At 67.8% G+C, this 22,846-nt stretch carries 14 protein-coding genes, 1 tRNA gene and 1 pseudogene; all 16 read left to right on the forward strand.

The genetic code is table 11. The features are described 5' to 3' along the window. A pseudogene (locus tag NF876_RS36410) lies at window positions 1-254 on the forward strand (ABC transporter substrate-binding protein); the annotation flags it as partial. Between the two features lie 58 nt (window positions 255-312). After that, window positions 313-1,167, forward strand: coding sequence for a branched-chain amino acid ABC transporter permease (locus NF876_RS36415; RefSeq protein ID WP_262272902.1), 855 nt, complete (start codon window positions 313-315; stop codon window positions 1,165-1,167). 19 nt (window positions 1,168-1,186) lie between these two features. Next, entirely contained in the window at window positions 1,187-2,224 is a 1,038-nt protein-coding gene (locus tag NF876_RS36420; protein WP_262272903.1) for a branched-chain amino acid ABC transporter permease, read from the forward strand. 1 nt (window position 2,225) lies between these two features. Continuing rightward, a complete protein-coding gene (locus tag NF876_RS36425) occupies window positions 2,226-2,978 on the forward strand; it encodes an ABC transporter ATP-binding protein (protein ID WP_262272904.1) in 753 nt (250 codons plus the stop codon). Further along, on the forward strand, window positions 2,971-3,705 hold the full coding sequence (locus tag NF876_RS36430) for an ABC transporter ATP-binding protein (RefSeq protein ID WP_262272905.1): 735 nt from the start codon (window positions 2,971-2,973) through the stop codon (window positions 3,703-3,705). Before NF876_RS36425 ends, NF876_RS36430 begins: the two co-directional genes overlap by 8 nt. A 24-nt stretch (window positions 3,706-3,729) precedes the next feature. Continuing rightward, complete coding sequence (locus NF876_RS36435) at window positions 3,730-4,863, forward strand: 5-methyltetrahydropteroyltriglutamate--homocysteine S-methyltransferase (protein WP_262272906.1); 1,134 nt, start codon at window positions 3,730-3,732, stop codon at window positions 4,861-4,863. Window positions 4,864-4,925: 62 nt separating this feature from the next. Continuing rightward, a complete protein-coding gene (locus tag NF876_RS36440; RefSeq protein ID WP_262272907.1) occupies window positions 4,926-5,888 on the forward strand; it encodes a catechol 2,3-dioxygenase in 963 nt (320 codons plus the stop codon). A gap of 190 nt (window positions 5,889-6,078) precedes the next feature. Further along, a complete protein-coding gene (locus NF876_RS36445; protein ID WP_262272908.1) occupies window positions 6,079-6,789 on the forward strand; it encodes a haloacid dehalogenase type II in 711 nt (236 codons plus the stop codon). Between the two features lie 405 nt (window positions 6,790-7,194). Then, entirely contained in the window at window positions 7,195-9,168 is a 1,974-nt protein-coding gene (locus NF876_RS36450; protein WP_262272909.1) for an ABC transporter transmembrane domain-containing protein, read from the forward strand. Window positions 9,169-9,355: 187 nt separating this feature from the next. After that, window positions 9,356-11,044, forward strand: coding sequence for a peptidase domain-containing ABC transporter (locus tag NF876_RS36455; protein ID WP_262272915.1), 1,689 nt, complete (start codon window positions 9,356-9,358; stop codon window positions 11,042-11,044). After that, window positions 11,044-12,489, forward strand: coding sequence for an HlyD family type I secretion periplasmic adaptor subunit (locus NF876_RS36460; RefSeq protein ID WP_262272910.1), 1,446 nt, complete (start codon window positions 11,044-11,046; stop codon window positions 12,487-12,489). Before NF876_RS36455 ends, NF876_RS36460 begins: the two co-directional genes overlap by 1 nt. An 8-nt stretch (window positions 12,490-12,497) precedes the next feature. Continuing rightward, window positions 12,498-13,193: a hypothetical protein gene (locus NF876_RS36465; protein ID WP_262272911.1), complete on the forward strand. Its 696-nt coding sequence runs from the start codon at window positions 12,498-12,500 to the stop codon at window positions 13,191-13,193. 35 nt (window positions 13,194-13,228) lie between these two features. Continuing rightward, the gene (locus NF876_RS36470; RefSeq protein WP_262272912.1) at window positions 13,229-21,511 is read left to right on the forward strand and encodes an Ig-like domain-containing protein; all 8,283 of its coding nucleotides are present in this window, start codon (window positions 13,229-13,231) and stop codon (window positions 21,509-21,511) included. After that, complete coding sequence (locus NF876_RS36475) at window positions 21,511-21,693, forward strand: hypothetical protein (protein ID WP_262272913.1); 183 nt, start codon at window positions 21,511-21,513, stop codon at window positions 21,691-21,693. The genes NF876_RS36470 and NF876_RS36475 overlap by 1 nt, the downstream gene beginning before the upstream one ends. Before the next feature lie 108 nt (window positions 21,694-21,801). Continuing rightward, window positions 21,802-21,891 (forward strand) — tRNA-Ser (locus tag NF876_RS36480). Window positions 21,892-22,197: 306 nt separating this feature from the next. Beyond that, on the forward strand, window positions 22,198-22,446 hold the full coding sequence (locus NF876_RS36485; protein WP_262272914.1) for a DUF6894 family protein: 249 nt from the start codon (window positions 22,198-22,200) through the stop codon (window positions 22,444-22,446). Window positions 22,447-22,846 lie beyond the last annotated feature (400 nt).

The raw sequence follows: 22,846 nt of genomic DNA on the forward strand, positions 1-22,846 counted from the left end.
ACGACGGCATGCACCTGATCTACGAGGGCCTGAAGAAGACCAACGGGCAGGGCGGCCAGGCCCTGATCGACGCCATGAAGGGCATGAGCTGGACGAGCCCGCGCGGTCCGGTCTCCATCGACCCGCAAACCCGCGACATCGTCCAGAACATCTACGTGCGCAAGGTCGAGCGGAAGGACGGCGAGCTCTACAACGTGGAGTTCGCCACGATCCCGAACGTCAAGGACCCGGTGAAGGCCGCCAAGTCCAACTGATCATCGTGGCAGGCGCCTCCTCGCGGCGGCGCCTGCCTCACGTTCCCTGGAGAGACCGGTGCTGACCATCCTCTTTGACGGTATCGCCTACGGCATGCTGCTGTTCGTGCTGGCCTGCGGGCTCGCCGTGACCCTCGGGCTGATGAACTTCGTCAACCTGGCGCACGGGGCCTTCGCCATGGCGGGCGGCTACGTCACGGCCGTCCTGATGAACCGCTACGGGGTGCCGTTCCTCCTGACACTGCCGCTGGCCTTCCTCGTGCCGGCTCTCGCGGGCCTCGTGCTCGAGCGGACCCTCTATAAGCAGCTCTACACGCGCAGCCATCTCGATCAGGTCCTGTTCTCCATCGGCCTCGTCTTCATGGCGGTGGCCGCGGTCGATTACGCCATGGGCTCGCAGCAGCAGATGATCCGCATCCCCACCTGGCTTCAGGGGCGCGTCGAGATCCTGGGGATCCAGGTCGGGCTGTACCGCAGCTTCATCATCGCCGTATGCGGGGTCCTGGTGGTGGCCCTCCAGTTCATCCTCACGAAGACCCAGTTCGGCAGCCGCCTGAGGGCCGCCGTGGACGATCCGCGCGTCGCCCGCGGACTCGGCATCAACGTCAGCGTGATCTTCGCCGCCACCTTCGCGGTCGGGTCGGGACTCGCGGGCTTGGGCGGCGCCCTGGGGGCCGAGATCCTGGGGCTCGATCCCACGTTCCCGCTCAAGTTCATGATCTACTTCCTGATCGTCGTGACCGTCGGCGGGACGACGAGCATCACCGGACCGTTCCTGGCCTCCCTGCTGCTCGGGATCGCCGACGTGGCCGGGAAGTACTACGTGCCGAGCCTGGGCGCCTTCGTCATCTACACGCTCATGATCGTCGTTCTCGTTCTCCGCCCTCAGGGGCTGTTCGCCCGTGCGCGCTGAACCGACAGGAAACATGCCGATGCAGTCCGACACTGCCGATAACATAAGGGCGGCCCTGGGCCGGAGGGGCCGATGGGGCTGGGGCGAGGTCGCCTTCTGGCTCGTGGCGGCCGCCACCCTGGTCTTCCTGCCCGAGCGCCATCTGATCCTCAACGAGATCGCGATCATCGGCCTGTTCGCCCTGTCTCTGGACCTGATCCTCGGCTATGCCGGCATCGTGTCCCTGGGCCACGCAGCCTTCTTCGGGCTCGGCGCCTATGCGGCCGGCATCCTGGCCAAGAACGGGATCGGCGATCCTCTGCTCGGCCTGGGCGTCGCCGCGCTCGCCGCGGCGATTCTCGGCTTCGTCACCAGCTTCCTCGTCCTGCGCGGCTCTGACCTGACCAAGCTCATGGTGACGCTCGGCGTCGCCCTCGTCCTGGGCGAGCTGGCCAACCAGATGTCCTGGCTCACCGGCGGCGCCGACGGGCTCCAGGGCATCACCATGGGGCCGATCCTCGGCCTGTTCGAGTTCGACATCTTCGGAACGGTCGCCTACGCCTACAGCCTCCTGGTGACCTTCGTGCTGTTCGTCATCGCGCGGCGGATCGTCGTGTCGCCCTACGGCCTGTCGCTGCGCTCGATCCGAGACAACCCCCTGCGGGCCAGGGCTGTCGGCATCCCGGTCAACCGCCGCCTCGTGGCGGTCTATACCCTGGCAGCCGCCTATGCCGGCGTCGCCGGCGCCCTGCTGGCCCAGACCACCCAGTTCGTTTCCCTCGACGTGCTCGCCTTCCACCGCTCCGCCGACGTGATGCTGGTGCTGGTGATCGGTGGCGTCGGCTATCTCTATGGCGGGCTCATCGGGGCCGTCTTCTTCAAGGTGCTTCAGGACGTTCTCTCCGCCTGGACGCCGCAATACTGGCAGTTCTGGATTGGCCTGATCCTCGTCCTCCTCGTGCTGGCAGGGCGCGAGCGGCTGACCGACCGGGTCCGGGCCCTGTGGCCGCGGTCGCGGCGCGGCCTCGCGACCGACAAGGCACGGCCTCTGCCCACCACCAAGGCCCGGGAGGTCTGACATGGCGGCTGCTCTCGAAACCAGAGGCCTCGTCAAGCGCTTCGGCGGCCTCGTGGCCACGGACAACGTGACGTTCAGGCTGGAGCAGGGCGCCCGCCATGCCCTCATCGGGCCGAACGGCGCCGGCAAGACCACGTTCATCAACCTCCTCACGGGCGTGCTTGCGCCCACATCCGGGCAGATCCTCCTGGAAGGCCAGGACATCACGCGCCTGCGGCCGGAACTGCGGGTCCAGCGCGGTCTCGCCCGCACGTTCCAGATCAACCAGCTCTTCCCGGCCATGACGCCGCTCGAAACGCTCGGTCTGGCGGTGTCGGAGCGCATGGGAGGAGGCCGCGACTGGTGGCGCGTGATCGGCAGCAAGCGCGAGATCGTCGACGAGATCGTCGAGATCGCCGAGCGCTTCCGCCTCACCGACGTGCTCGACGAGCGCACCGCGAATCTGGCCTATGGCAAGCAGCGGCTCCTGGAGATCGCCGTCGCCTTCGCGTGCCGGCCACGGGTGCTCCTCCTCGACGAGCCGGCCGCCGGCGTGCCCGAGGCCGAGCGGCACGAGCTGCTCGCCACCGTGGCGGCCCTGCCGCGGGACGTGTCGGTTCTTCTGATCGAGCACGACATGGACCTGGTCTTCAGCTTCGCCGACCGGATCTCGGTCCTGGTCAACGGCGGGCTGTTCACCGAAGGCAGCGTCGAGGAGGTCTCGACCGATCCCCGGGTTCGAGCCGTCTATCTCGGGGAGAGCGTCGATGAATGACCTTCTGCAGCTCAGCCAGGTCTCCGCCGGTTACGGCGAGGCCGTCGTGATCTCGAAGATCGACCTGTCGCTCAAGCCCGGGGAGTCGCTCGCCGTGCTCGGGCGCAACGGCACCGGCAAGACGACCCTGCTCAACACGATCATCGGGGTGACGCGGCTGCGCGGCGGCTCGATCCGGCTCGACGGCCAGGACGTCACGGCGGCCCGCCCGGACCGGCGGGCGCTCGCCGGGATCGGCTGGGTGCCGCAGGAGCGCAACATCTTCAAGTCCCTGACCGTGGAGGAGAACATCACCGCGGTGGCGCTCCCCGGGCCTTGGACGCTGGCCCGCGTCTACGAGATGTTCCCCCGCCTCAAGGAGCGCCGCTCCAATCTCGGCAACCAGCTCTCGGGCGGCGAGCAGCAGATGCTCGCCATCGCCCGCGCGCTCGTGCTCAACCCCAAGCTCATGCTGCTGGACGAGCCCACGGAGGGGCTGGCTCCGATCATCATCGAGGAACTGCTGGCGGCCCTGAACCGGATCATCCGCCAGGAGGGCATGTCCGCCGTCGTGGTCGAGCAGCACGCCCAGAAGATCCTCGGCGTCACCGACAATGCCGTCATCCTCGACCGCGGCACCATCGTGCATTCCGGCACGAGCCGGTCGCTGATCGACGACCCGGCCGCCCTCGAGCAGCATCTCGGGGTGACGGCCAAGAAGAAGCCGGCCCGGATGGCCGCGCGTTAGATTTTTTCATCTGGAGGAAAGCCCATGCAACGCACGAAACCGCCTTTCCGCGCCGATATGGTCGGCAGCCTGCTTCGGACCGCCGCCTTGAAGGAGGCGCGCCACAGGCATCACGACGGCGAGATCTCGGACGAGGCCCTGAAGGAGGTGGAGGACCGCGAGATCCGGGCCCTGATCAGAAAACAGGAGGAGATCGGCCTGCAGGCGGTGACGGACGGCGAGTTCCGCCGCGCCTTCTGGCATTTCGACTTCCTGGAGCATCTCGACGGCGTCACCTCCGTCGAGGCCGATTCGGGCATGAACTTCAAGGGCGGCGTCGGCATTTCGAAGGCGCTGCGGATCACCGGCAAGGTCGGCTTTTCCGGCCAGCATCCGATGATCGACCACTTCCGCTTCGTGAAGGACAACACGGACCGGGTCGCCAAGATGACCATTCCGGGACCGAGCATGCTCCATTACCGCGGCGGGCGGAAGATGATGAACATGGGCGTCTATCCCGACATGGACGATTTCTATGCCGATGTCGGCCGGGCCTACAACAAGGCCGTTCACGCCTTCTACGATGCCGGCTGCCGCTATCTGCAGCTCGACGACATCTCCTTCGCCTATCTCTGCGATCCGGAGCAGCGCGAGATGCTGCGCCAGCGCGGGGACGACCCGGAGAAGCAGCCCGAGATCTATGCCGGCATGGTGCGCGAGGCGCTCAGGGACAAGCCGGAGGATCTGACGATCACCATGCACCTGTGCCGCGGCAACTTCCGCTCGACCTTCATCGCGTCCGGCGGATACGAGCCGGTCGCGGAGGTGCTGTTCAACCGCATGCCGGTGGACGGCTACTTCATGGAATGGGACACGGACCGCGCCGGCGGCTTCGAGCCCCTGCGCTTCCTGCCCAAGGGCAAGTCCGTCGTTCTCGGCCTCGTGACCTCCAAGACCGGCATCCTCGAGCACAAGGACGACATCAAGCGCCGGATCGACGAGGCGACGAAATACGTCGATCTGGACCAGCTCTGCCTCTCGCCCCAATGCGGCTTCGCCTCCACCGAGGAGGGCAACACCCTGGCCGAGGACGAGCAATGGGCCAAGCTGCGCATGATCGTCGAGATCGCCGAAGAGGTGTGGGGCAGCCCCGGCTCCGGAGCCAAGCAGGCGGCCTGATCGGGCACGCGAGGGAGCGAAGAGTTCCCTCGCCAATCCCGTCACACGCGAGGGATACGACGATGCAGGACGAACCGGTGCTCGACCTGGCCCATCTCGGCCACCTTGAACTGCTCACGCCCAGGCCCGAGGAGAGCCTTCGCTTCTTCGTCGACGTGCTCGGCATGACGGAGAGCGGACGGCAGGGCGATTCGGTCTACCTTCGCGGTTGGGACGACTACGAGCGCCACTCGCTCAAGCTCACCGCCTCGAAGAAGCCCGGCATGGGCCATATGGCCTTTCGCGCCCGCAGCCGGCAGGCACTCGAGCGTCGCGTCGCTGCTCTGAAGGGATCGGGTTACGAGATCGGCTGGACGGACGGCGATCTCGGTCACGGGCCGGCCTTCCTGTGTCGCGATCCGGACGGGCACGTGGTGGAGCTCTACTACGAGACCGAGTGGTACCAGGCTCCGCCGGAGCTGAAGCCGGCTCTTAAGAACCAGGCGCAGCGGTTCCCGGCCCGGGGCGTCAATGTCCGCCGGCTCGATCATCTGAACTGCCTCGCGGCGGACATCCGGGAGAACCGGATCTTCTACGAGACCTATCTCGGCTGCCGGCTGACCGAGCAGATCGTCCTCGACGACGGCACCGAGGCCGGCATGTGGATGACGCTGACCAACAAGAGCTACGACTTCGCGTTCACGCGGGACCATACCGGCGCGAGGGGTCGGTTCCATCACCTGACCTACGCGCTCGACAGCCGCGAGGACGTCCTGAGAGCCGCCGACATCTTTCTGGAGGCCGGCGTTTCCATCGAATCCGGTCCGCACAAGCACGCGGTGCAGCAGACCTTCTTCCTGTATGTCTACGAACCGGGGGGCAACCGGGTCGAGGTCTGCAACGCCGGCGCCCGCCTCATCCTGGCCCCGGACTGGAAGCCGATCGTGTGGACGGAGGCGGAGCGCCGCAAGGGCCAGGCATGGGGCATGAAGACCGTCGAGTCGTTTCACACCTATGGGACGCCGCCGGTCGAGATGGGCGATTAGCGCATTTTTCGGCGAAGTGGATCCGGTTCGCCGTTGAAAAATGCGGCAAGCCAAAGAAGAGAGATGTTTCCACGCTCGTGGAAACAGCTCCAGGGCCTGAATCGCGCCGAAGCGTTGCCGCGGCCGCGGTTTCGTGATCCGCTGCCGTGGTGAAGCCTTGTCGAGGCATGACGAACAGCAGGCTCTCCCGATGCCCGGATCCGACACCGCGATGTTCGAACTCGATCCTACCCCGAAGGTCATCACTTTCGACTGCTATGGCACGCTCGTGCAATGGTACGAGGTGCTCGAGCACGAGATCGGTGCCGCGCTGGCGCGGCACGAGGCGAGCGGCGCGAGCGCATCCGCGATCCTCGACAGCTTCTCCGCGCAGGGGCGGCGCCTGACGGCGGAAAGGCCGCACCGCCTCTACAAGGACATCCTGCGCATCGGCTTTGCCGCTGCGTTCCGCGAACACGGGCTGACTCCGGGCGCGGACGAGATCGAGCGCATCGCGTCCTCGCCCATGAGGATGGGCCCGCACGCCGAGGTCCCGGAGGTCCTGCGGCGCCTGCGCGAGCGCTACAAGCTCGCGATCTTCACGAACTCCGACGACGATCTTATCGCCCCGACCGTGGCGCGCATCGGGGTCCCATTCGACTACGTCATTACCGCCGAACAGGCGCAGGCTTACAAGCCGTCGCGACAGCTCTTCGAATACGCCTGCCGCACGATAGGCGTCACGCCCGACCAGACGGTGCACGTCGCCATGGGCATGTACTGGGACATGAAGGCCTGTCACGAACTGGGCCTCCGCGGCATCTGGGTGAACCGGCGGGGGGAGGCGGGCAACCCGGACTCGCTGCCTTATTCGGAGGTGTCGGACCTGGACGGTGCGGCCGCATTGCTCTTGCCACCGTGACGCAGACTTGGCGCAGCGCCTGTTCTCCGCTCAGGCCTGGAGGCGGACCTTTGCCGCGCGGCCGATGGAGCCCAGATCCCGGAGCCGTTCGCGTCGGGGCTTCGATGCAGCGTCCGAGGAGTTCCAGGGTCGAATGTTAACTTTACCAGAATGTTACGAGCGGACGCGACACAACATTGCATTGACACATAAGAAAATATTTCCGAATTCTAGTGTAGCTATAGGCTGAAACTCATGGCGGGTTGGGCGCTCACTCAGATGAGGCTGGCTCAAAGGCATGATGCCGTCCCGCCATACCGGTGAGAGCCCGGTATATTTCATCAAAGACATCATCATTGTTCTTTCGGCCGAAAGGCCATTGGTAGCGTTATGGATCGGTCCGCCGTTTCTACCGCGGCACCATCGATGGTGTCCGCCGGCCCCTGGCTGACACGCCCGTTCAGAGGCCTGATCGGCCGCTTCGGGATCGGGTTCATGATCCCGGTGATCGAGGCGACGCTGCTCATCACCCTGCTCGCGCTGGCGCTTCCCGTCGCGCTGCTCCAGGTCTATGACCGGATCCTGCCGAACAAGGCCGTCGGGACCCTGGCGGTGCTTGCCACGACGGTGGCCGTCGCGGTTCTTCTGGAGGCGCTCTTGCGCCACGTGCGCGGCCGGGTGCTTGCCCGTGTCGCGGCAACGTCGGAGGCCCAGGCCCACCGCCAGGCCATGGAGTGCCTGCTGAATGCTCCCCTGTCCGAGCTCGAGGCCCACGGCAACGGCTATTACGCCGAGCGCCTCTCGGCGATCGGCACCCTGCGCGAGGCCTGGTCCGGCCCCGCCCTGCAGGCGATGCTCGACCTGCCTTTCGCGCTGCTCTACCTCCTCGGCATCTGGTATCTGGCAGGTCCGCTGGTCCTGGTGCCCCTGACGCTCCTGGCCGGCGTCGAGCTGCTGGCGGCGCTGACCGGACGCCGTGTCCGCCGCGCGGCTCATGATCTCGCGATGGCCGAAGAACGTCGCTTCAATTTCCTGTTCGACACCCTGAACTGCATTCATTCCATGAAGGTGTTGGGTGCCGAGCCCTTGCTCGAGCGGCGCTACGAGCGCCTGCAGAACGGCTCCGCCCAGTTGCGCCGGAAGCTGTCGCATACGATTTCGTCCGGTCAGGAAGGCGGCATGCTGCTGGCCCAGGTCGCCACCGTGGGGGTCGCGGCCTTCGGTTGCCACATGGTTCTGAGCGGACAGCTCAGCGTGGGCGGGCTCGGCGCCTGCACCATGCTGGTCGGCCGCACGATGCAGCCTCTGCTCGGCGGTGTCGCCCTGTGGTCGCGCCTGCAATCGCTCCGGGAGAGCAAGCGGCGTGTCGCCGAGATCGGCGCATTGCCTCAGGAGCGGAACCTCGAGCGCCCGACATTGGACGTGCCGGCCGGGCACATCCACCTGCAGGACGTTCGGTTTCGCACCCCGCGCCACGGCGAATGGCTATTCGACGGTCTCGACCTGGAAGCCTTGCCCGGCGAGATCGTCGGCATCACGGGCTCCAACGGGTCCGGCCGATCCACGTTGCTGCGCCTGATCGCGGGAGACCTCAAGGCGACGAGCGGGCAGGTTCGATCGACGGGCAGGATCTCGCCGGGATCGACGTCGGTCCGGCACGGCGGCTGGTCGCTCTGGTGCCGCCGGACCGGCGCTGGTCCGGGGCACGCTGCTGCAGAACATGACGATGCATCAGCCGCAGCGCGAGGGCCTGGCCCTGCGCCTCGCCACGGAACTCGGCCTCGACCAGGTTGCCAGCGCCTTGCCGGGCGGCTGGCACACTCAGGTCGGTGTGGCGGCCACGCCCCTGCCGCGGGGCGCGGCCCAGCGGATCGGCGTGGTCCGTGCGCTGGTGGAGGAGCCGCGCATCCTCCTCCTCGACGACATCACGTCCCAGATCGACGGCGACAGCGATGCACGGCTGGCTCGCCTCCTGGCGGACCTCCGGGGCAGGGTGACGGTCGTGATCGTCACGCACCGTCCCTCCACCTTGAACATCGCCAGCCGGGTCTACACGATCCGGGACAGCCGTTTGGAGCGCGTGTCATGAACCTGGCCACGGAAGATCGTTCGCGCTTTCCGCTGGAGCTGCCGGAGGACCTGGTCGCTCCGTCCGATCTCTCCCGCTGCCTTGACGACCATGCTGTGGCTGATGGAATGGTCCGGCAGCGCGGACGATCTTCTGTCGGCTCTGCCGCATGTCAAACCGGATCTCGACATCACGGACGTGCGGAACACTCTGGCCATCCTCGGCTATCCGACCCGCATGGAGCGCCTGTCGCGCGGGAGCCTCGATCCGAGGCGACTGCCGGCGATCCTGCTGCCGACGGGCGGCGCGGCGGCGATCGTCTATCGCGATGAAGAGGGGAAAATCCTTCTTCTCGACGGGGCGACCGGCCACGTGGAGCCCTGCAGTCCCGAGACGCTTCGCGGGACCTTGATGCTCGTCATCGATGCGGATGCGGGCACGTCGCGTCAGGGATGGTTCAGCGGGATCGCCCGACGGTTCCGCGGCGATCTGCCGGCGCTGCTCGGCATCAGCGGATTGATGGCCGTGCTCGGGCTCGCGGTGCCCGTGTTCACCATGTCGGTTTTCGATACGGTGATCGCCGGTTACAGCCCGCAGACCCTGCCGATGCTGGTCGTTGGTGCGGCAATCGCCATCCTCCTCGAGGTCGCATTCCGGTCCATTCGCCAGCGGGCGCTGCTCAGCATCGCGGAACGGCTCGACCGGACCGTGCCGAGCGCGGTCTTCACGCAGCTCATGTCCTTGCCGACGGCCCTGGTGGAAAGGGCCGGGACCGCCTCCCAGGTCTCACGTCTGCGGGACTTTGCGGCCATTCGGGAATTTCTCACCGGGAGTTTCGCGGTTGCCCTTCTCGACATGCCGTTCACGCTGCTCGTCATCGTGCTCATGGTGGTGCTGGGGGGCTGGATCGCGGTGGTTCCGGTCGGCACGGCGATCGGGTTCGTGGCCCTCTACCTCGTCTCCCGCGGACCGATGCGGCTGGCGATCGAGCAGGCCGCCCGGGCCAATCAGGCGCGGGAAGCCCTCGCCGTCGAAGCACTCGAAACCGTCAGGACCCTGAAGCTCGTCGGAGCCGAGGAGCGTTGGATCGATCGCTATTCCACGGCAGCGGCCGCGGCGGCCGTCGCCTCGGCGCGGGTCAGCACCTTGTCCGGGTCGGTTCTCGCCACGAGCCAGGCGCTCGTGACCCTTTCGGGTCTCGCCGCCGTCGTGATGGGCGTGCTCGCGGTCCTCGGCGGCGCTATGACCGCGGGCGCGCTGATCGCCGGCATGATGCTGATCTGGCGGGTTCTCGGCCCGATGCAGACCTGCTTCGTCATGCTGTCCCGCTGGGAGCAGACTCAGGCCTCCATCCGGCAGGTCGACGGGCTGATGGCGCTCGAGACGGAGCGGCCTCCGCCGCTCGAGGCGCGGATGGCGCCGCCGGAGCATGGCGCCATCGTGTTCCAGCGCGTGACCCTGCGTTATCTCCCGCAATCCGAACCGGTCCTCGCCGGCGCCAGCTTCGCCATCCAGCCCGGTCAGGTCGTCGCGGTGACGGGTGCGGAAGGAAGCGGGAAGTCGACCCTGCTTCTGCTGATCGCAGGGCTCTACAGGCCTCAGGGCGGCCTGGTGCGGATCGACAGCCACGACGTGCGTTCCTTCAATCCCGCCGTGCTCCGTCGCAGCATCGGCTGGGTGCCGCAATCGCCCGGGCTTCTCTACGGCACGGTGGCGCAGAACCTGCGTCTCGCGCGCCCGAGCGCATCGGACGCGGAGCTGCGCGCCGCGGCCGCCGAAGCCGGAGTCCTCGAGTCCATCGAGGCCCTGCCGCAGGGTTTCGACACCCGGGTCGGCGACAACCAGAGCGGCCGCCTGCCGCGCAGCATCCTGCAACGGATCGCCCTGGCGGGCGCCTTGCTGCGCGACGCGCCGATCCTGTTGCTCGATGAACCCGTCGCGGGTCTCGACGACGCCTGCGCGAAAGCCTTCACCGACGTCATCGCCTCGCGCCGCGGCCGTTGCACCATCCTGATGGCAACCCACCGGCCGAGCCACATCCGGCTTGCCGACCGCGTCCTGCGCCTGCGCGACGGGCAGGTGGAAGAACTCGACCAGCAGACGGCTCCTCCCGTCGGCCCGCGCCCGACGAGAGCCCCGATCGGTCCGTCCGTGGCGAACGCCGCCTTCGGCCATCTGTCCGCGGCCAACAACTCGAAGGTTGCATGATGAGCAAGATCGCACTCTCCGCCTCGTCAGGCGAAATCCTCCCGCCGGTGACGGACCGCCGTGCCCTCCCGCGTGCGAGCCGCAAGCCGCGTCCGGACGGTCACGTGCTCGCCCTCGAAGAGTTGCGGGTGCATGGGCTCGAGCGCACCGTCGTCCTCGGAACCGGGCTCCTGGTCGCGGCAGGACTGACCTGGGCGACGCTGGCCCATGTGCCGGAAGTCGCCGTCAGCGTAGGCGAGATCGCCCCGACGGTGGCGCCGGCGCCCATTCAGCATCTCGAGGGCGGGATCGTGGCCGAAGTGCTCGTGAACGAGGGCGAAGCGGTCGAGGAGGGGCAGCCTCTGCTGCGCATGAACGACGCGGTCGCGCAGTCTGAGCTGTCGCAGGCGCGGCATCGGCTCGAATCCCTCCAGTTGCAGGCCGAACGGCTCGCCGCGGCCGCGGAGGGCAACATGCTGGCTCTCGACCTGCGCGGGCGCCAGGGGCCGACCGCCGGGATCGTCGCTTCCGCGGGCGGTGACGCGCAGACCATGCCGCCCCTGTCCTCCGGGCTCTTCCTCGAGCCGCAGCGCGCGGCGCTGACCGCGCGCCTGCAGGCGATGGCCGACCATGTCTCGGTTCTCCAGGAGCAGGTGGCGCAGCGGCGCGGCGATCTGGCCACCCTGGCCGGGCAGATCGCGTCGGTTCGGGAGCAAATGGAGCTGCATTCCAAGGAACTCGCAATCCGCGAGGAACTCGCGCGAAGCGGCTTGACGACCCGTCTCTCGGTGCTGGAAGCGCAGCGCCTTTTCATGAGCGCCAAGGCCGAGCACGAGCGGCTGACCGGGCAGCGCGCCACCGCGCAACGGGGTCTTGCCGAAGCGGAAGCTCGCGTCGTCGAGGCGCAGTCCACGGCCGTGGACGAGGCGCGGCAGGAGGCGGCGCGCGTCGCCCTCGAGGTCGCCGAGACGAGGGAAGTCGTGCACAAGCTGGAAGACCGGGCCGAGCGGATCCTGCTCCGCGCGCCGATCGGCGGCGTTGTGCGCGGGCTTGCCGTACATCGCCCGGGAACCGTGCTGCCGCCCGGCGGCCTGGTCGCGGAAGTCATGCCGCAGGACGCGCAGCTCGTGGCCGACGTCCGGCTCATGCCGCGCGATATCGGCTTCATCGAGGTCGGACAACCGGTGCATGTGAAGGTCCAGGCCTTCGACTATGCGCGCTTCGGCTCCGTGGAGGGGACGGTGGAGCGCATCTCGGCCGGCACCTTCCTCGACGAGCAGCGGCAGCCGCACTACCGCGCCCGCATCGCCCTCAAGCAGCAGCATGTCGGCCACGACCCCCGTCACGCGCAGCTCGTCGCCGGCATGACCGTCCAGGCGGACATCACCACCGGCACCAAGACCGTGCTGCAATACCTGCTGAAGCCGATCTACTCCGCCATGGCGGCATCCTTTCACGAGCGCTGAGCACATCCATGACCCAGCAACCTGACCTGACCATTCCGTTCGATGCCAGCGTGGTCGACGAGGAGGCCCTGCGGGCCCTGCGCGCCGTCCAGCGGGCGGTTCCCGTCGGCGACGGCGGGGCCAGCGGCAACCTCGTCGGTGGAACGGAGGCGGTTGCGGCTTTCGGCATGGTGCCGGGAGCCCCTTCGGGCGGCGCGTCCGCCGCAACGGGCGGGATCGCGCCCCTGGCGGACGCTCAGGCCGCCAAGCCGATCGATGTGGCGCTCGACAGGCTCGAGACGCCGCCGCCTTCCGGCTTGCCGACGGAGATCCGGAGAGCCATCGCGGACGCTCCGGAGATCGCCCCGACGCTCGTGCGCTCGTCCGCCGCGGTCGCGAAGGCGGGAGTGGTTGCGGGCTCCTCCAGCGCGCCGCCGTCCGCGACCGCGGCCGCGTTCGAACCTGCCATGGCCACCGGGCGTCCCTCCGACCGCGAGGACCAGCCCGTCGTGGCGCCGCCTTCCGTGGACCGGCCCACTCCCGGGGAGCCTCAGCCCGAGGAGCCGCGCGATACGATGGCATCTCCCCCCGTGTCCGGGTCGCCGATGCATCGGGCGAGGAGGATCAGCCGATCGCACTCGATCTCACGGCCGTCCTGGGCGACACGGATGGCTCTGAGGCGCTGTCGATCACCATCTTCGGCGTTCCCGAAGGCGCGTCGCTGACCCACGGCACGCGCCAGCCGGACGGCAGCTGGACCGTGTCGCCGGCGGACCTGCAGCATGTCGGATTCATTCCGCCGGAGAACTTCTCCGGCACTGTCAGCCTCACCCTGCGCGCCACGTCGCAGGAGGTGAACGGCGGGACGTCCTTCGTCGACGCGCCCTTCCAGGTGCAGGTGCATGCCGTGGCCGACGGACCGGCCGTGACGGTCGCCGACGCCCGTGGGCAGGAGGACACCCCCGTGAGCCTCGCCGGCCTCGGCGGCGCGTTGCGTGACACGGACGGTTCCGAGAGCCTCGGCTTCGTGCTCAGCGGAGTGCCCGAAGGAGCCACGCTCAGCGCAGGAACGGCGCTCGGGGGCGGACGCTGGGCCCTGACGCCGGCGCAGCTGGAGGGTCTCACCCTCACGCCGCCGCCGCAGGCCTCCGGCACGTTCACCCTGACTCTGACGGCCATCGCGACCGAGAACGAACCGGGCGTTCCGAGTGCCCGGAGTTCGGCCACGTTCGCCGTGGCCGTCGATCCGGTCGCGGATGCGGGCACGATCAGCGGGACGAGCACGGGATCGGAGGACGCCCCGATTCTGCTTCGCCCGACCTTCATGACCCCGGATGCGGACGGGTCCGAGACCTGGGCCGAGTTTACCCAGGTGGCGGGCCTCCCGGCCGGCGCATCCCTGAATCGCGGCTCCGAGATCGCGCCGGGCGTGTGGCAGGTGTCGACGGCCGACTTGCAGGCCGGTCTCGTGACCATCCAGCCCGCCGCGCACAGCGATGCGGATTTCACCCTGACCCTGACCGCGACGCTCATCGACAGCGCCGATGGCGCGAGCGCCAGCCGGATCGTGGCCGGAACGCATTCCGTCACCGTCACGGCGGTGGCCGATGCTCCCGTGGTGTCGGCCGCCGACGTCTCGGGCGACGAGGACCAGCCGATTCCGCTCGACCTGTCCGCCCGGCTCGTCGACGCCGACGGATCGGAGATTCTGTCGCTCAGCATCCTCGGCGTGCCGGACGGTGCCTTCCTGTCGCATGGCACGCGGCAGCCGGACGGCAGCTGGAACGTGTCGCCCGCCGACCTCGGGCACCTGTCGATGACGCCGCCCAGGGATTTTTCGGGCGCGATCAGCCTCACTCTCACGGCGGTTGCCACCGAGAGCGAGGTGGGCGTTCCGGGTGCCCGCACCGCCACGACCTTCACCGTAACGGTGGATCCGGTCGCCGACGCCGGCACCATTTCGGGTGCGAGCGCCGGACCAGAGGACACGGCGATCGTGCTCCAGCCGTCCTTCGTCACCCCGGACGCGGACGGGTCCGAGACCTGGGCCGCGTTCACCCAGGTGGCGGGCTTGCCGGCCGGCGCCTCGCTCAGCCGCGGCACGGAGATCGCGCCGGGCGTGTGGCAGGTCGCGAACGCCGACCTGCAGGCCGGGCTCGTGAGCCTTCGACCGGCCGAGCACAGCGACCAGGATTTCACCCTGACCCTGACCGCGACCCTGATCGACAGCGTGGACGGCCGGAGCGCCAGTCGGGTCGTGACGGGCACCCACACGGTTGCGGTGTCTGCCGTTGCCGATGCGCCCGTGATCTCGGCGGCCAACGTGACCGGGGACGAGGATCGCCCGATCCCGCTGAAGCTCTCGGCTGCTCTCGTCGATACGGATGGGTCGGAGGCTCTCTCCGTGAGGATCCTCGGCGTGCCGGCCGACGCGACGCTCTCGCACGGCTCCCACCAGGCCGACGGCAGCTGGAGCGTCCAGCCCTCCGACCTCGCGCATCTCACTATCACGGCCCCGAACGATTTTTCCGGCACGATCAACCTGACCTTGGAGGCAACCGCCCGGGAGACGTCGAACGGCTCGACCGCCACCCGGAGCACGGCCCTCCAGGTGGAGGTCGACAACGTCTCCGACGCTCCGGCGGTCAGCGTCCATGACGCTTCGGGCCGCGAGGACGGATGGGCCGCCCTCGACCTGTCCGCCGCTCTGACCGATACGGACGGTTCCGAGACCCTGTCGGTCAGCATCCTCGGCGTCCCGGCCGGGGCCTCGCTGTCGCACGGCAGCCACGCCGCGGATGGCAGCTGGCGCGTGGATGTGGCGGATCTGTCGGACCTTTCCATCCTGCCGCCGGAAAACTTCTCCGGCACGATCAGCCTCACCCTGCGTGCCGTCTCCCTGAGCGACAACGGCTCGATGGCAACGACCGATGCTCCTTTCCAGGTGCATGTGGAAGCCGTTGCCGACATCCCGCAGGCCGGCGCCCATGATGCAGCCACCCGGGAAGACCAGCCCGTAGGTCTCGATCTCTCGGGCGCTCTGACCGACCTCGACGGCTCGGAAGTGCTTTCGTTCGTGATCGAAGGACTGCCGCAAGGGGCAGAGCTGTCCGCAGGCACGAACAACGGCGACGGCACCTGGAGCCTGTCTCCGGCGCAGCTCACCGGGCTCAAGGTGACGCCGCCCGTCGACTGGAGCGGCACCATGGCCCTGACCCTGGTGGCCCAGTCGCGCGAAACGTCGAACGGATCGACTGCGACGACGCGGGTTCCGTTCAAGGTCGATGTGGAGGCGGTCGCCGATGCTCCCCAGATCGTCGCTCATGACGTCAGGGGCCTCGAGGACACGCCGGTGGCGCTCGATCTCAGCGCGGTCCTGAATGACCAGGACGGCTCGGAAGTGCTGTCCGTCGCCGTCTTCGGCGTGCCGGCCGATGTCAGCCTGTCCCACGGCACCCGGCAGCAGGACGGCAGCTGGAGCGTGACTCCCGCCGATCTCCCGCATCTTTCACTCGTGCCGCAGAAGGACTTTTCGGGGGCGCTCACCCTGCGCATCGAGGCGACGGCGAAGGAAGCCAACGGCGATACGCGGACCAGCTCGGCCGACTTCCGCGTCAATGTCGGGGCAGTTGCGGATATGCCTGACGTCACGGTCGTGAACTTCTCCGGCCGCGAGGACGAGCCTGTCGTCCTCAAGGGGCTGGGCGGGGCCCTGCGCGATCTCGACGGGTCGGAGACTCTGAGCTTTCTTCTGACCGCGCCCAATGGTTCGAAACTCAATGTCGGCGTCAAGCAGGCGACCGGAGGGTGGCTCCTCACCCCGGCCCAACTGGAGCAGGCGGTCCTCACGCCGCCGCCGAACGTCTCCGGCACGATCAAGCTGACGCTGACGGCCATCGCGACGGAGAGCGACCCGAGCGCCCCCAGCGCTCGGAACGCGGCATCCTTCACGGTGAACCTCGACCCCGTGCTCGATCAAGGCACGATCGGCGGCGCGGTCAAGGGTGACGAGGACACGTGGATCAAGCTCAGTCCGTCGTTCGCAACCCCTGACAGGGACGGCTCGAAGACATGGTCCGAGACGAGCCAGATTATCGGAGTTCCGGCAGGAGCGACGCTCAATCGAGGCACGGTCGCGGACGGCGTGTGGACCGTGTCCACGGCGGATCTGCGGACCGGGCGGATCTCCATCAAACCGCCGGAAAACAGCGATGACGACTTCAGCCTGACCTTCAAGGCGACCCTGAGCGACACCGGCAACGGCAAGACGGTCAGCCAGGAGGTGACGGGCACCTACGCCATCAAGGTTCTCGCCGTGACGGACGCGCCGAACGTGGCTGCCGCGAACGTCTCCGGCAAGGAAGACCAGCCGATCGCGCTGAGCCTCTCGGCCTCGCTCGCGGACACGGACGGTTCGGAGACCCTCACGGTCAGGATTTACGGGGTTCCAAGCGGCGCCTCTCTCACGAAAGGCGTTCCTCAGTCCGACGGTTCCTGGCTCGTGGACGCAAAGGATCTTTCGAGCGTGTCCCTGAATCCTCCGGCGGATTTTTCGGGCACGATCGATCTCAGGATCGAAGCGACCGCCAGGGAGACATCGACCGGCAAGACCGAAATACGCGACGTGTCCTTCCAGGTCACGGTCGATGCCGTCGCGGATGCCCCGGGGCTGCGGGTCGCACCGGCCTTCGGCGACGAGGATACGGCCATTCCGTTGAACATGACGGCCTGGACCACCGATCGGGACGGTTCGGAAAAGATCGTCGAATTCAGGATCACGGGCATTCCGAACGGAGCGACCGTCCGCGCCAGCGGCGTGGAACTGGTCGTGGTCAACGGGAGCGTGTCGGTCGATCCGGCGCAGGTGAACAGCCTGACCATCACGCCGCCCGCTCAATCGGACGCGGATTTCACCGTGCGGGTCGTGGCCGTTTCGGCCGAGCCCAACGGCAGCAAGGCCGAAAGCGAGCCCCGCGACATCCCGGTGACGGTGCAGGCCGTCGCGGACGCTCCGGTGATGGATGTCACCGGCGCCAGCGGCCTCGAGGACACTCCGATTGCCCTGAACCTCACGGCGACCCTGCCGGACAACGACGGGTCCGAGGCGCTGAGCTTCGTGATCAAAGGCGTGCCGGACGGCGCCATCATGTCTCACGGCACCTATCGCGGCCCGGGTGTCTGGTCGCTGACGGCCGCGGAGGCCAGGGTGGTCACGCTGCTGCCGCCGGCCAATTTTTCCGGCACGATCAACCTGTCCGTCACGGCAGTTTCGCAGGAGGAGCGGGGAGGCGACGAGGCCAGGACGCCTGTCACCTTCCCGGTCGAGGTGAAGGCGGTGGTGGATGTTCCCGCCGTCGGTGGTCTCGACGGAACCTCCGGCAACTGGGGGACCATGCACGGGACCGAGGATCGGCCCATCGCGCTGCGCCTCGACCCGGGTCTTACCGACAGCGACAATTCGGAGAAGGTCGTCGGCGACATTCTCATCAGCGGCGTTCCCGAAGGAGCCGTTCTGCGCCTGGCGAACGACACCGTCGTCACGCCGGACGAACACGGTGTCTATCGGATCTCCGCCAAGGATATGACCGGCGTGACGCTGACCATGCCGCACGACAGCGACAGGGCGGCCACCCTGCACGTCTCGATGACGATCGAGGACAGCGGCGGCGTGCGGGCCACGATCGGCGGTCAGATGGTGGTGGATCCCCTCGGCGATGCCGACACGCCCGTCGTGAGTTTCGAGCCCTCCACCGGGACAGGCCACGCCAGCATCAACCCCGACGAGGGCCGGATCCCGCTCCACATCACGGCGACCCCTGGCGACACCGATGGGTCGGAAACCTTGTACATCTGGGTGCGGGACGTGCCCGACGGCGCTGTCCTGTCCGCCGGCCTCCCGGCGGGCGAAAGGCTGTGGCTGGTTCCCGTCGAGTCCCTTCCGACCCTGTCGATCCGTCCACCGGCCGGCTACACCGGGAGCTTCAATCTCACGGTGACGGCGGTCGGGGTGGAGCGCGAGGGCGACCAAGCTGCCCGGAGCGAAACCGTCCCGGTCACCGTGACGGCCCCTGTCGGGGGAGGCGGGGGAACCGGTGGCGATGGATCCGGCACGACACCCGGCGCGACGCCCGGCACCGCGCCGGTCGCGCAGGCTCCCGGCCTGACGGTCGAGGATGCGGTCACCAACGAAGACGGCGCCGTCACCCTGTCCATCGGAGCCATGACCAACGACGCGGACAACGGCCGCGAGACCCTCGGCATCCGCATCGAGGGCGTTCCCGCCGGCGCGTCCCTGTCGGCCGGCGTGCGGGATCCGGCGACCGGCGCGTGGGTTCTCCGCCCCGATCAGCTGACTGGCCTGACCCTGACGCCGGCCGATTTCTCGGGGACGATCACGCTCAAGATCGCGGCCGTCGCCACCGAGGCCACGGGCAGCCAGACGAGCACCAAGGCCACGTTGAACGTGGAAGTGACAGCCGTTGCCGACCATGCCGCCATCGGGGCCAATCCTCCGGCCGGAGTCGAGGACACGGGAGTTCCCCTCAACCTGTCCGTCACGGCGAGCGACCGCGACGGAAGCGAGAGCGTCACGTCCGTCATGATCTCCGATCTTCCCGCGGGCTCTCGGCTCGAGGGCACGGGTCTCATCGATCTCGGGGGCGGACAATGGCGGGTCGACACCGCCGAGCTCGCGAGTCTCCGCTTCGTGCCGCCTCCGGACAAGTACGGGACCTTCGAACTGAAGGTCGAGGCGACGACCCGGGAAGGAAGCAACGGCGACACGCAGACGACATATCGGACGATTTCCGTTTCCGTCGCGCCAGCGGCCGACGCTCCGGTCATCGCGGTGCATGATGCGGCTGGGAACGAAGACGGGACCATCAACCTCAACCTCTCGGCCCGGCTGACGGATACCGACGGCTCGGAGGTGCTCTCCGTGGTGATCGAGGGGCTGCCCGAAGGCGCGCGCCTGTCCGCGGGCATCAACAACGGCGACGGCAGCTGGACGCTCACGCCCTCGCAGCTCGCCGGCCTGACCGTGACGCCGCCCGCCGACTGGAGCGGGACCATGAACCTGACCCTGCTGGCCCACGCGCGGGAGACATCAAACGGCTCCGTCGCGACCACCCGCGATACGTTCCAGGTGCAGGTGGATGCCGTGACCGATGCGCCGGTCGTGAGCGCCCGCGATGCATCCGGTCTCGAGGATCAGCCGATCGCATTGAACCTCGCCGCAGCCCTGACCGACCGGGACGGCTCGGAAGTCCTGACGGTCGTCATCTCGGGCATGCCGGCCGGCGCGAGCCTCACCTACGGGGCACAACAGGCCGACGGAACGTGGATCGTGTCTGCCGCCGACCTGCCGCGGCTCGCCGTCATTCCGCCGGAGAACTACGCCGGGACATTCTCCCTGACCATCCGGGCGACGGCCCAGGAGAGCACGGGCGGCTCCACCACGACCGAGGCGAGCTTCCGCGCCCAGGTCGGCGCCGTCGCGGATGCTCCCGATGTGACCGTGTCCCATGTCACGGGCAGCGAGGACACGACGGTGAGCCTTGCGGGCTTGGGCGGCTCCCTGCGGGACACAGACGGATCCGAGACCCTGGAGTTCGTGCTCAGCGGCGTCCCGGCCGGTGCCAGCCTCAATGCGGGCACGAGGCAGCCCGACGGCAGCTGGCTGCTGACTCCCGCGCAGCTCAACGGGCTGACCATGACGCCGCCGGCACAGTTTTCGGGCCAGTTGACCCTGACCCTGACCGGCGTGGCCACGGAGACCACCGGCGGATCGCCCGCCCGGACATCCGTGGACTTCACGGTGAGCCTCAACCCTGTCGCGGACACGGGAACGATCGGCGGCATGAGCGCGGGAGCCGAGGATACCGCGATTCTGATCAAGCCGACCTTCACCCTCCAGGACACGGACGGATCCGAAACCTGGTCGGAGTTCACGCAAGTCTCAGGGCTTCCGACCGGCGCGAGCCTGACCGTGGGCTCCCAACAGGCGCCCGGCACCTGGCTGGTCTCCACGGCCGACCTGCGGGCCGGTCTCGTATCGGTTCAGCTCTCGGGTCATAGCGATGCCGATTTCTCCCTGACCCTGAAAGCGACCATCACCGACGCGGGCAATGGCGTCACCGCGACCCGCGAGGTCACAGGCACGCATCTGGTGACCGTGACGGCGGTGGCCGATGCGCCCCAGGTGACCGTCCACGACGTGGTCGGACACGAGGATCACGCGATCCCGCTGGACCTGTCCGCCGCCCTCGTGGACACGGACGGTTCCGAGACCCTCTCGGTCACGGTCCTGGGAATTCCCGCGGATTTCCGGCTCTCGCAGGGCGAGGCGCTCGCCGACGGCGCATGGCGGGTTCCCGCCGGGGGCCTGACGGGCCTCCAGCTCATCCCCGCCGACGACTGGAACGGGACGCTGCATCTCACCCTCCAGGCGACCAGCACCGAGGCGACCGGCCAGACCGCCACGACCACGACCCCGTTCACGGTGACCATCGATCCCGTGAACGACGCTCCCGAGTTGAGCCTGACCGCGCCCGCTCATGCCGACGCGAGCGCGCACCAGACCCACGCCATCGGGGCCGCCCGGGCGAGCGACATCGACAGCCCCGAGCTCGGCGGCGCGACCATCACCCTGTCCGGCGGGCAGCCGAACGATCGTCTCGACTTCGACGGCTATGCCCTCCACGACCAGAACGGGCACGTGATGATCGGCGATACGGGCATCGAGGTGGTCGGCGGCGGCTATTCTGCCGGGACGCTGACGTTGAGCGGCCACGCCAGGCCCGAGACCTACGCTGCGGTGCTCCAGTCCCTCGTCCTCGAAAGCAGCGATGCGTCCGGGCTTGCGGCCGGATCCAGGAGCATCTCGGTCACGTTGCGCGACAGCGAGGGAGCGACCTCTGCGCCAGATCCGTCGACATCGTCGTGGACGAGCCCCCGCCGGCTGCGCCGGAGATTCACGGCCTCGCGGCCGGGGCGGATTCCGGCACGACCCAGGATCTCGCCGGATCGGACATTCTCCTGCTGATGGCGGATGGCGTCATCGATCCCGGCCATGACGCCTCGAGCGCCTGGACGGATCAGGTCAATGGCGGCGATGCTCATCAGACGACGCCCCATGCGGCGCCGGAACTCGATCAGCCGGTGGCCGACCCCATTCAGCCCATGGACGATCTGCACATCGATACGGCGCGCACGCATTGGTCGTGAGGGCCTGCGGGGAGGGCTGTCGCCGGGAAGATCAGGCCGTGTCGGTTGACGTATCCGGCCGGGCGGCCTTAGAGAAGGATGAGTGCCGGTGCGGATTTCTCCGCATCCGGAGGGGTGGCCGAGTGGTTTAAGGCAGCGGTCTTGAAAACCGCCGTGGGTGTAAGCCCACCGTGGGTTCGAATCCCACCCCCTCCGCCATCTTGCTTTGTCATATCCTAGGATAATAAATTTTCTAGCTTTTCCACGATCTGCTTGAGAGCGATCCACTCAGGTCCGCCACGCATGAGCATAGGCATTTTGCATGACGCCACTGGCCTATAGAACCTCCGCTCTGGTCGGATGAGTCGCCTCGTAACGGCAAGAACCGGGTCATGATCAGCACAAGGCACCAATAGCCAGCCATCCTGAGGCGCTTGCATCCTTGTTCCTGAGAGGTTCATCGAGCCGATGCAATCCTAGCTGAACTTGAGGGAACTGACCCACATGAATGGAGGGCTGGCAGCCATGCCACTCTATTACATAGATGTTCGGAGTAGGTTTGGCGTCGATGAGGACTGCGATGGCGTGGACTTGCCTGACCTAGCAGCCGCCCGTGTTGAGGTCCTCAGGATAGGGCACCGGCTCCTGGAACGGTGGACTGAAATGCCGCCGGATGCGCGATCAGAGATCATCATCGAGGTGATCGATGAGCGACTGAAGAAAGTCCTCAGGGTGTCCCTGCCGGAAATCCAGCAGGGTTCATTCGTCGGCTAGTAGGGTCCGAGGAACAGAAGGAAACGCCCCAGCTTGGGAGAGGCTATTCCTCCGTCGGGGCACCTGAGGGCACCGCACCGAGCTGACGCGCAACGTGCCCAATGACCGCAAGCTGAGACCAATAAGCTCAAGATCCAACTCGGTCTGGTATCCCGCCTCTCAGGATGAACCGGCTGGCTCCGCGTTGCTTGTCCAAGTCGCTGTGGGAAATGAGCTTAGCTGATTGAAAGTAAGCCAAAGAATTCCTACGGAGAGACAGCTGGGCTCTAGCCCCAATACCGTTGACTTAGGGATATTCCGGGCGGATTCTCGGGGCGGGGGCGTGCGAAGGAGGCCCCGATGGCCCGCACGGCTGCACGTCTGCCGGATGGCACCCGGATCAGCGACCACGTCACCTTGG

The sequence above is a fragment of the Microvirga yunnanensis genome (assembly GCF_025460875.1).

Coding starts and splice junctions, on each gene's coding strand:
- NF876_RS36445 (WP_262272908.1), top strand. CDS start 6,079: ATGCCCGGATCCGACACCGCGATGTTCGAACTCGATCCTACCCCGAAG.
- NF876_RS36460 (WP_262272910.1), top strand. CDS start 11,044: ATGAGCAAGATCGCACTCTCCGCCTCGTCAGGCGAAATCCTCCCGCCG.
- NF876_RS36475 (WP_262272913.1), top strand. CDS start 21,511: ATGGCGGATGGCGTCATCGATCCCGGCCATGACGCCTCGAGCGCCTGG.
- NF876_RS36425 (WP_262272904.1), top strand. CDS start 2,226: ATGGCGGCTGCTCTCGAAACCAGAGGCCTCGTCAAGCGCTTCGGCGGC.
- NF876_RS36465 (WP_262272911.1), top strand. CDS start 12,498: ATGACCCAGCAACCTGACCTGACCATTCCGTTCGATGCCAGCGTGGTC.
- NF876_RS36420 (WP_262272903.1), top strand. CDS start 1,187: ATGCAGTCCGACACTGCCGATAACATAAGGGCGGCCCTGGGCCGGAGG.
- NF876_RS36455 (WP_262272915.1), top strand. CDS start 9,356: ATGGCCGTGCTCGGGCTCGCGGTGCCCGTGTTCACCATGTCGGTTTTC.
- NF876_RS36450 (WP_262272909.1), top strand. CDS start 7,195: ATGGTGTCCGCCGGCCCCTGGCTGACACGCCCGTTCAGAGGCCTGATC.
- NF876_RS36435 (WP_262272906.1), top strand. CDS start 3,730: ATGCAACGCACGAAACCGCCTTTCCGCGCCGATATGGTCGGCAGCCTG.
- NF876_RS36485 (WP_262272914.1), top strand. CDS start 22,198: ATGCCACTCTATTACATAGATGTTCGGAGTAGGTTTGGCGTCGATGAG.
- NF876_RS36440 (WP_262272907.1), top strand. CDS start 4,926: ATGCAGGACGAACCGGTGCTCGACCTGGCCCATCTCGGCCACCTTGAA.
- NF876_RS36430 (WP_262272905.1), top strand. CDS start 2,971: ATGAATGACCTTCTGCAGCTCAGCCAGGTCTCCGCCGGTTACGGCGAG.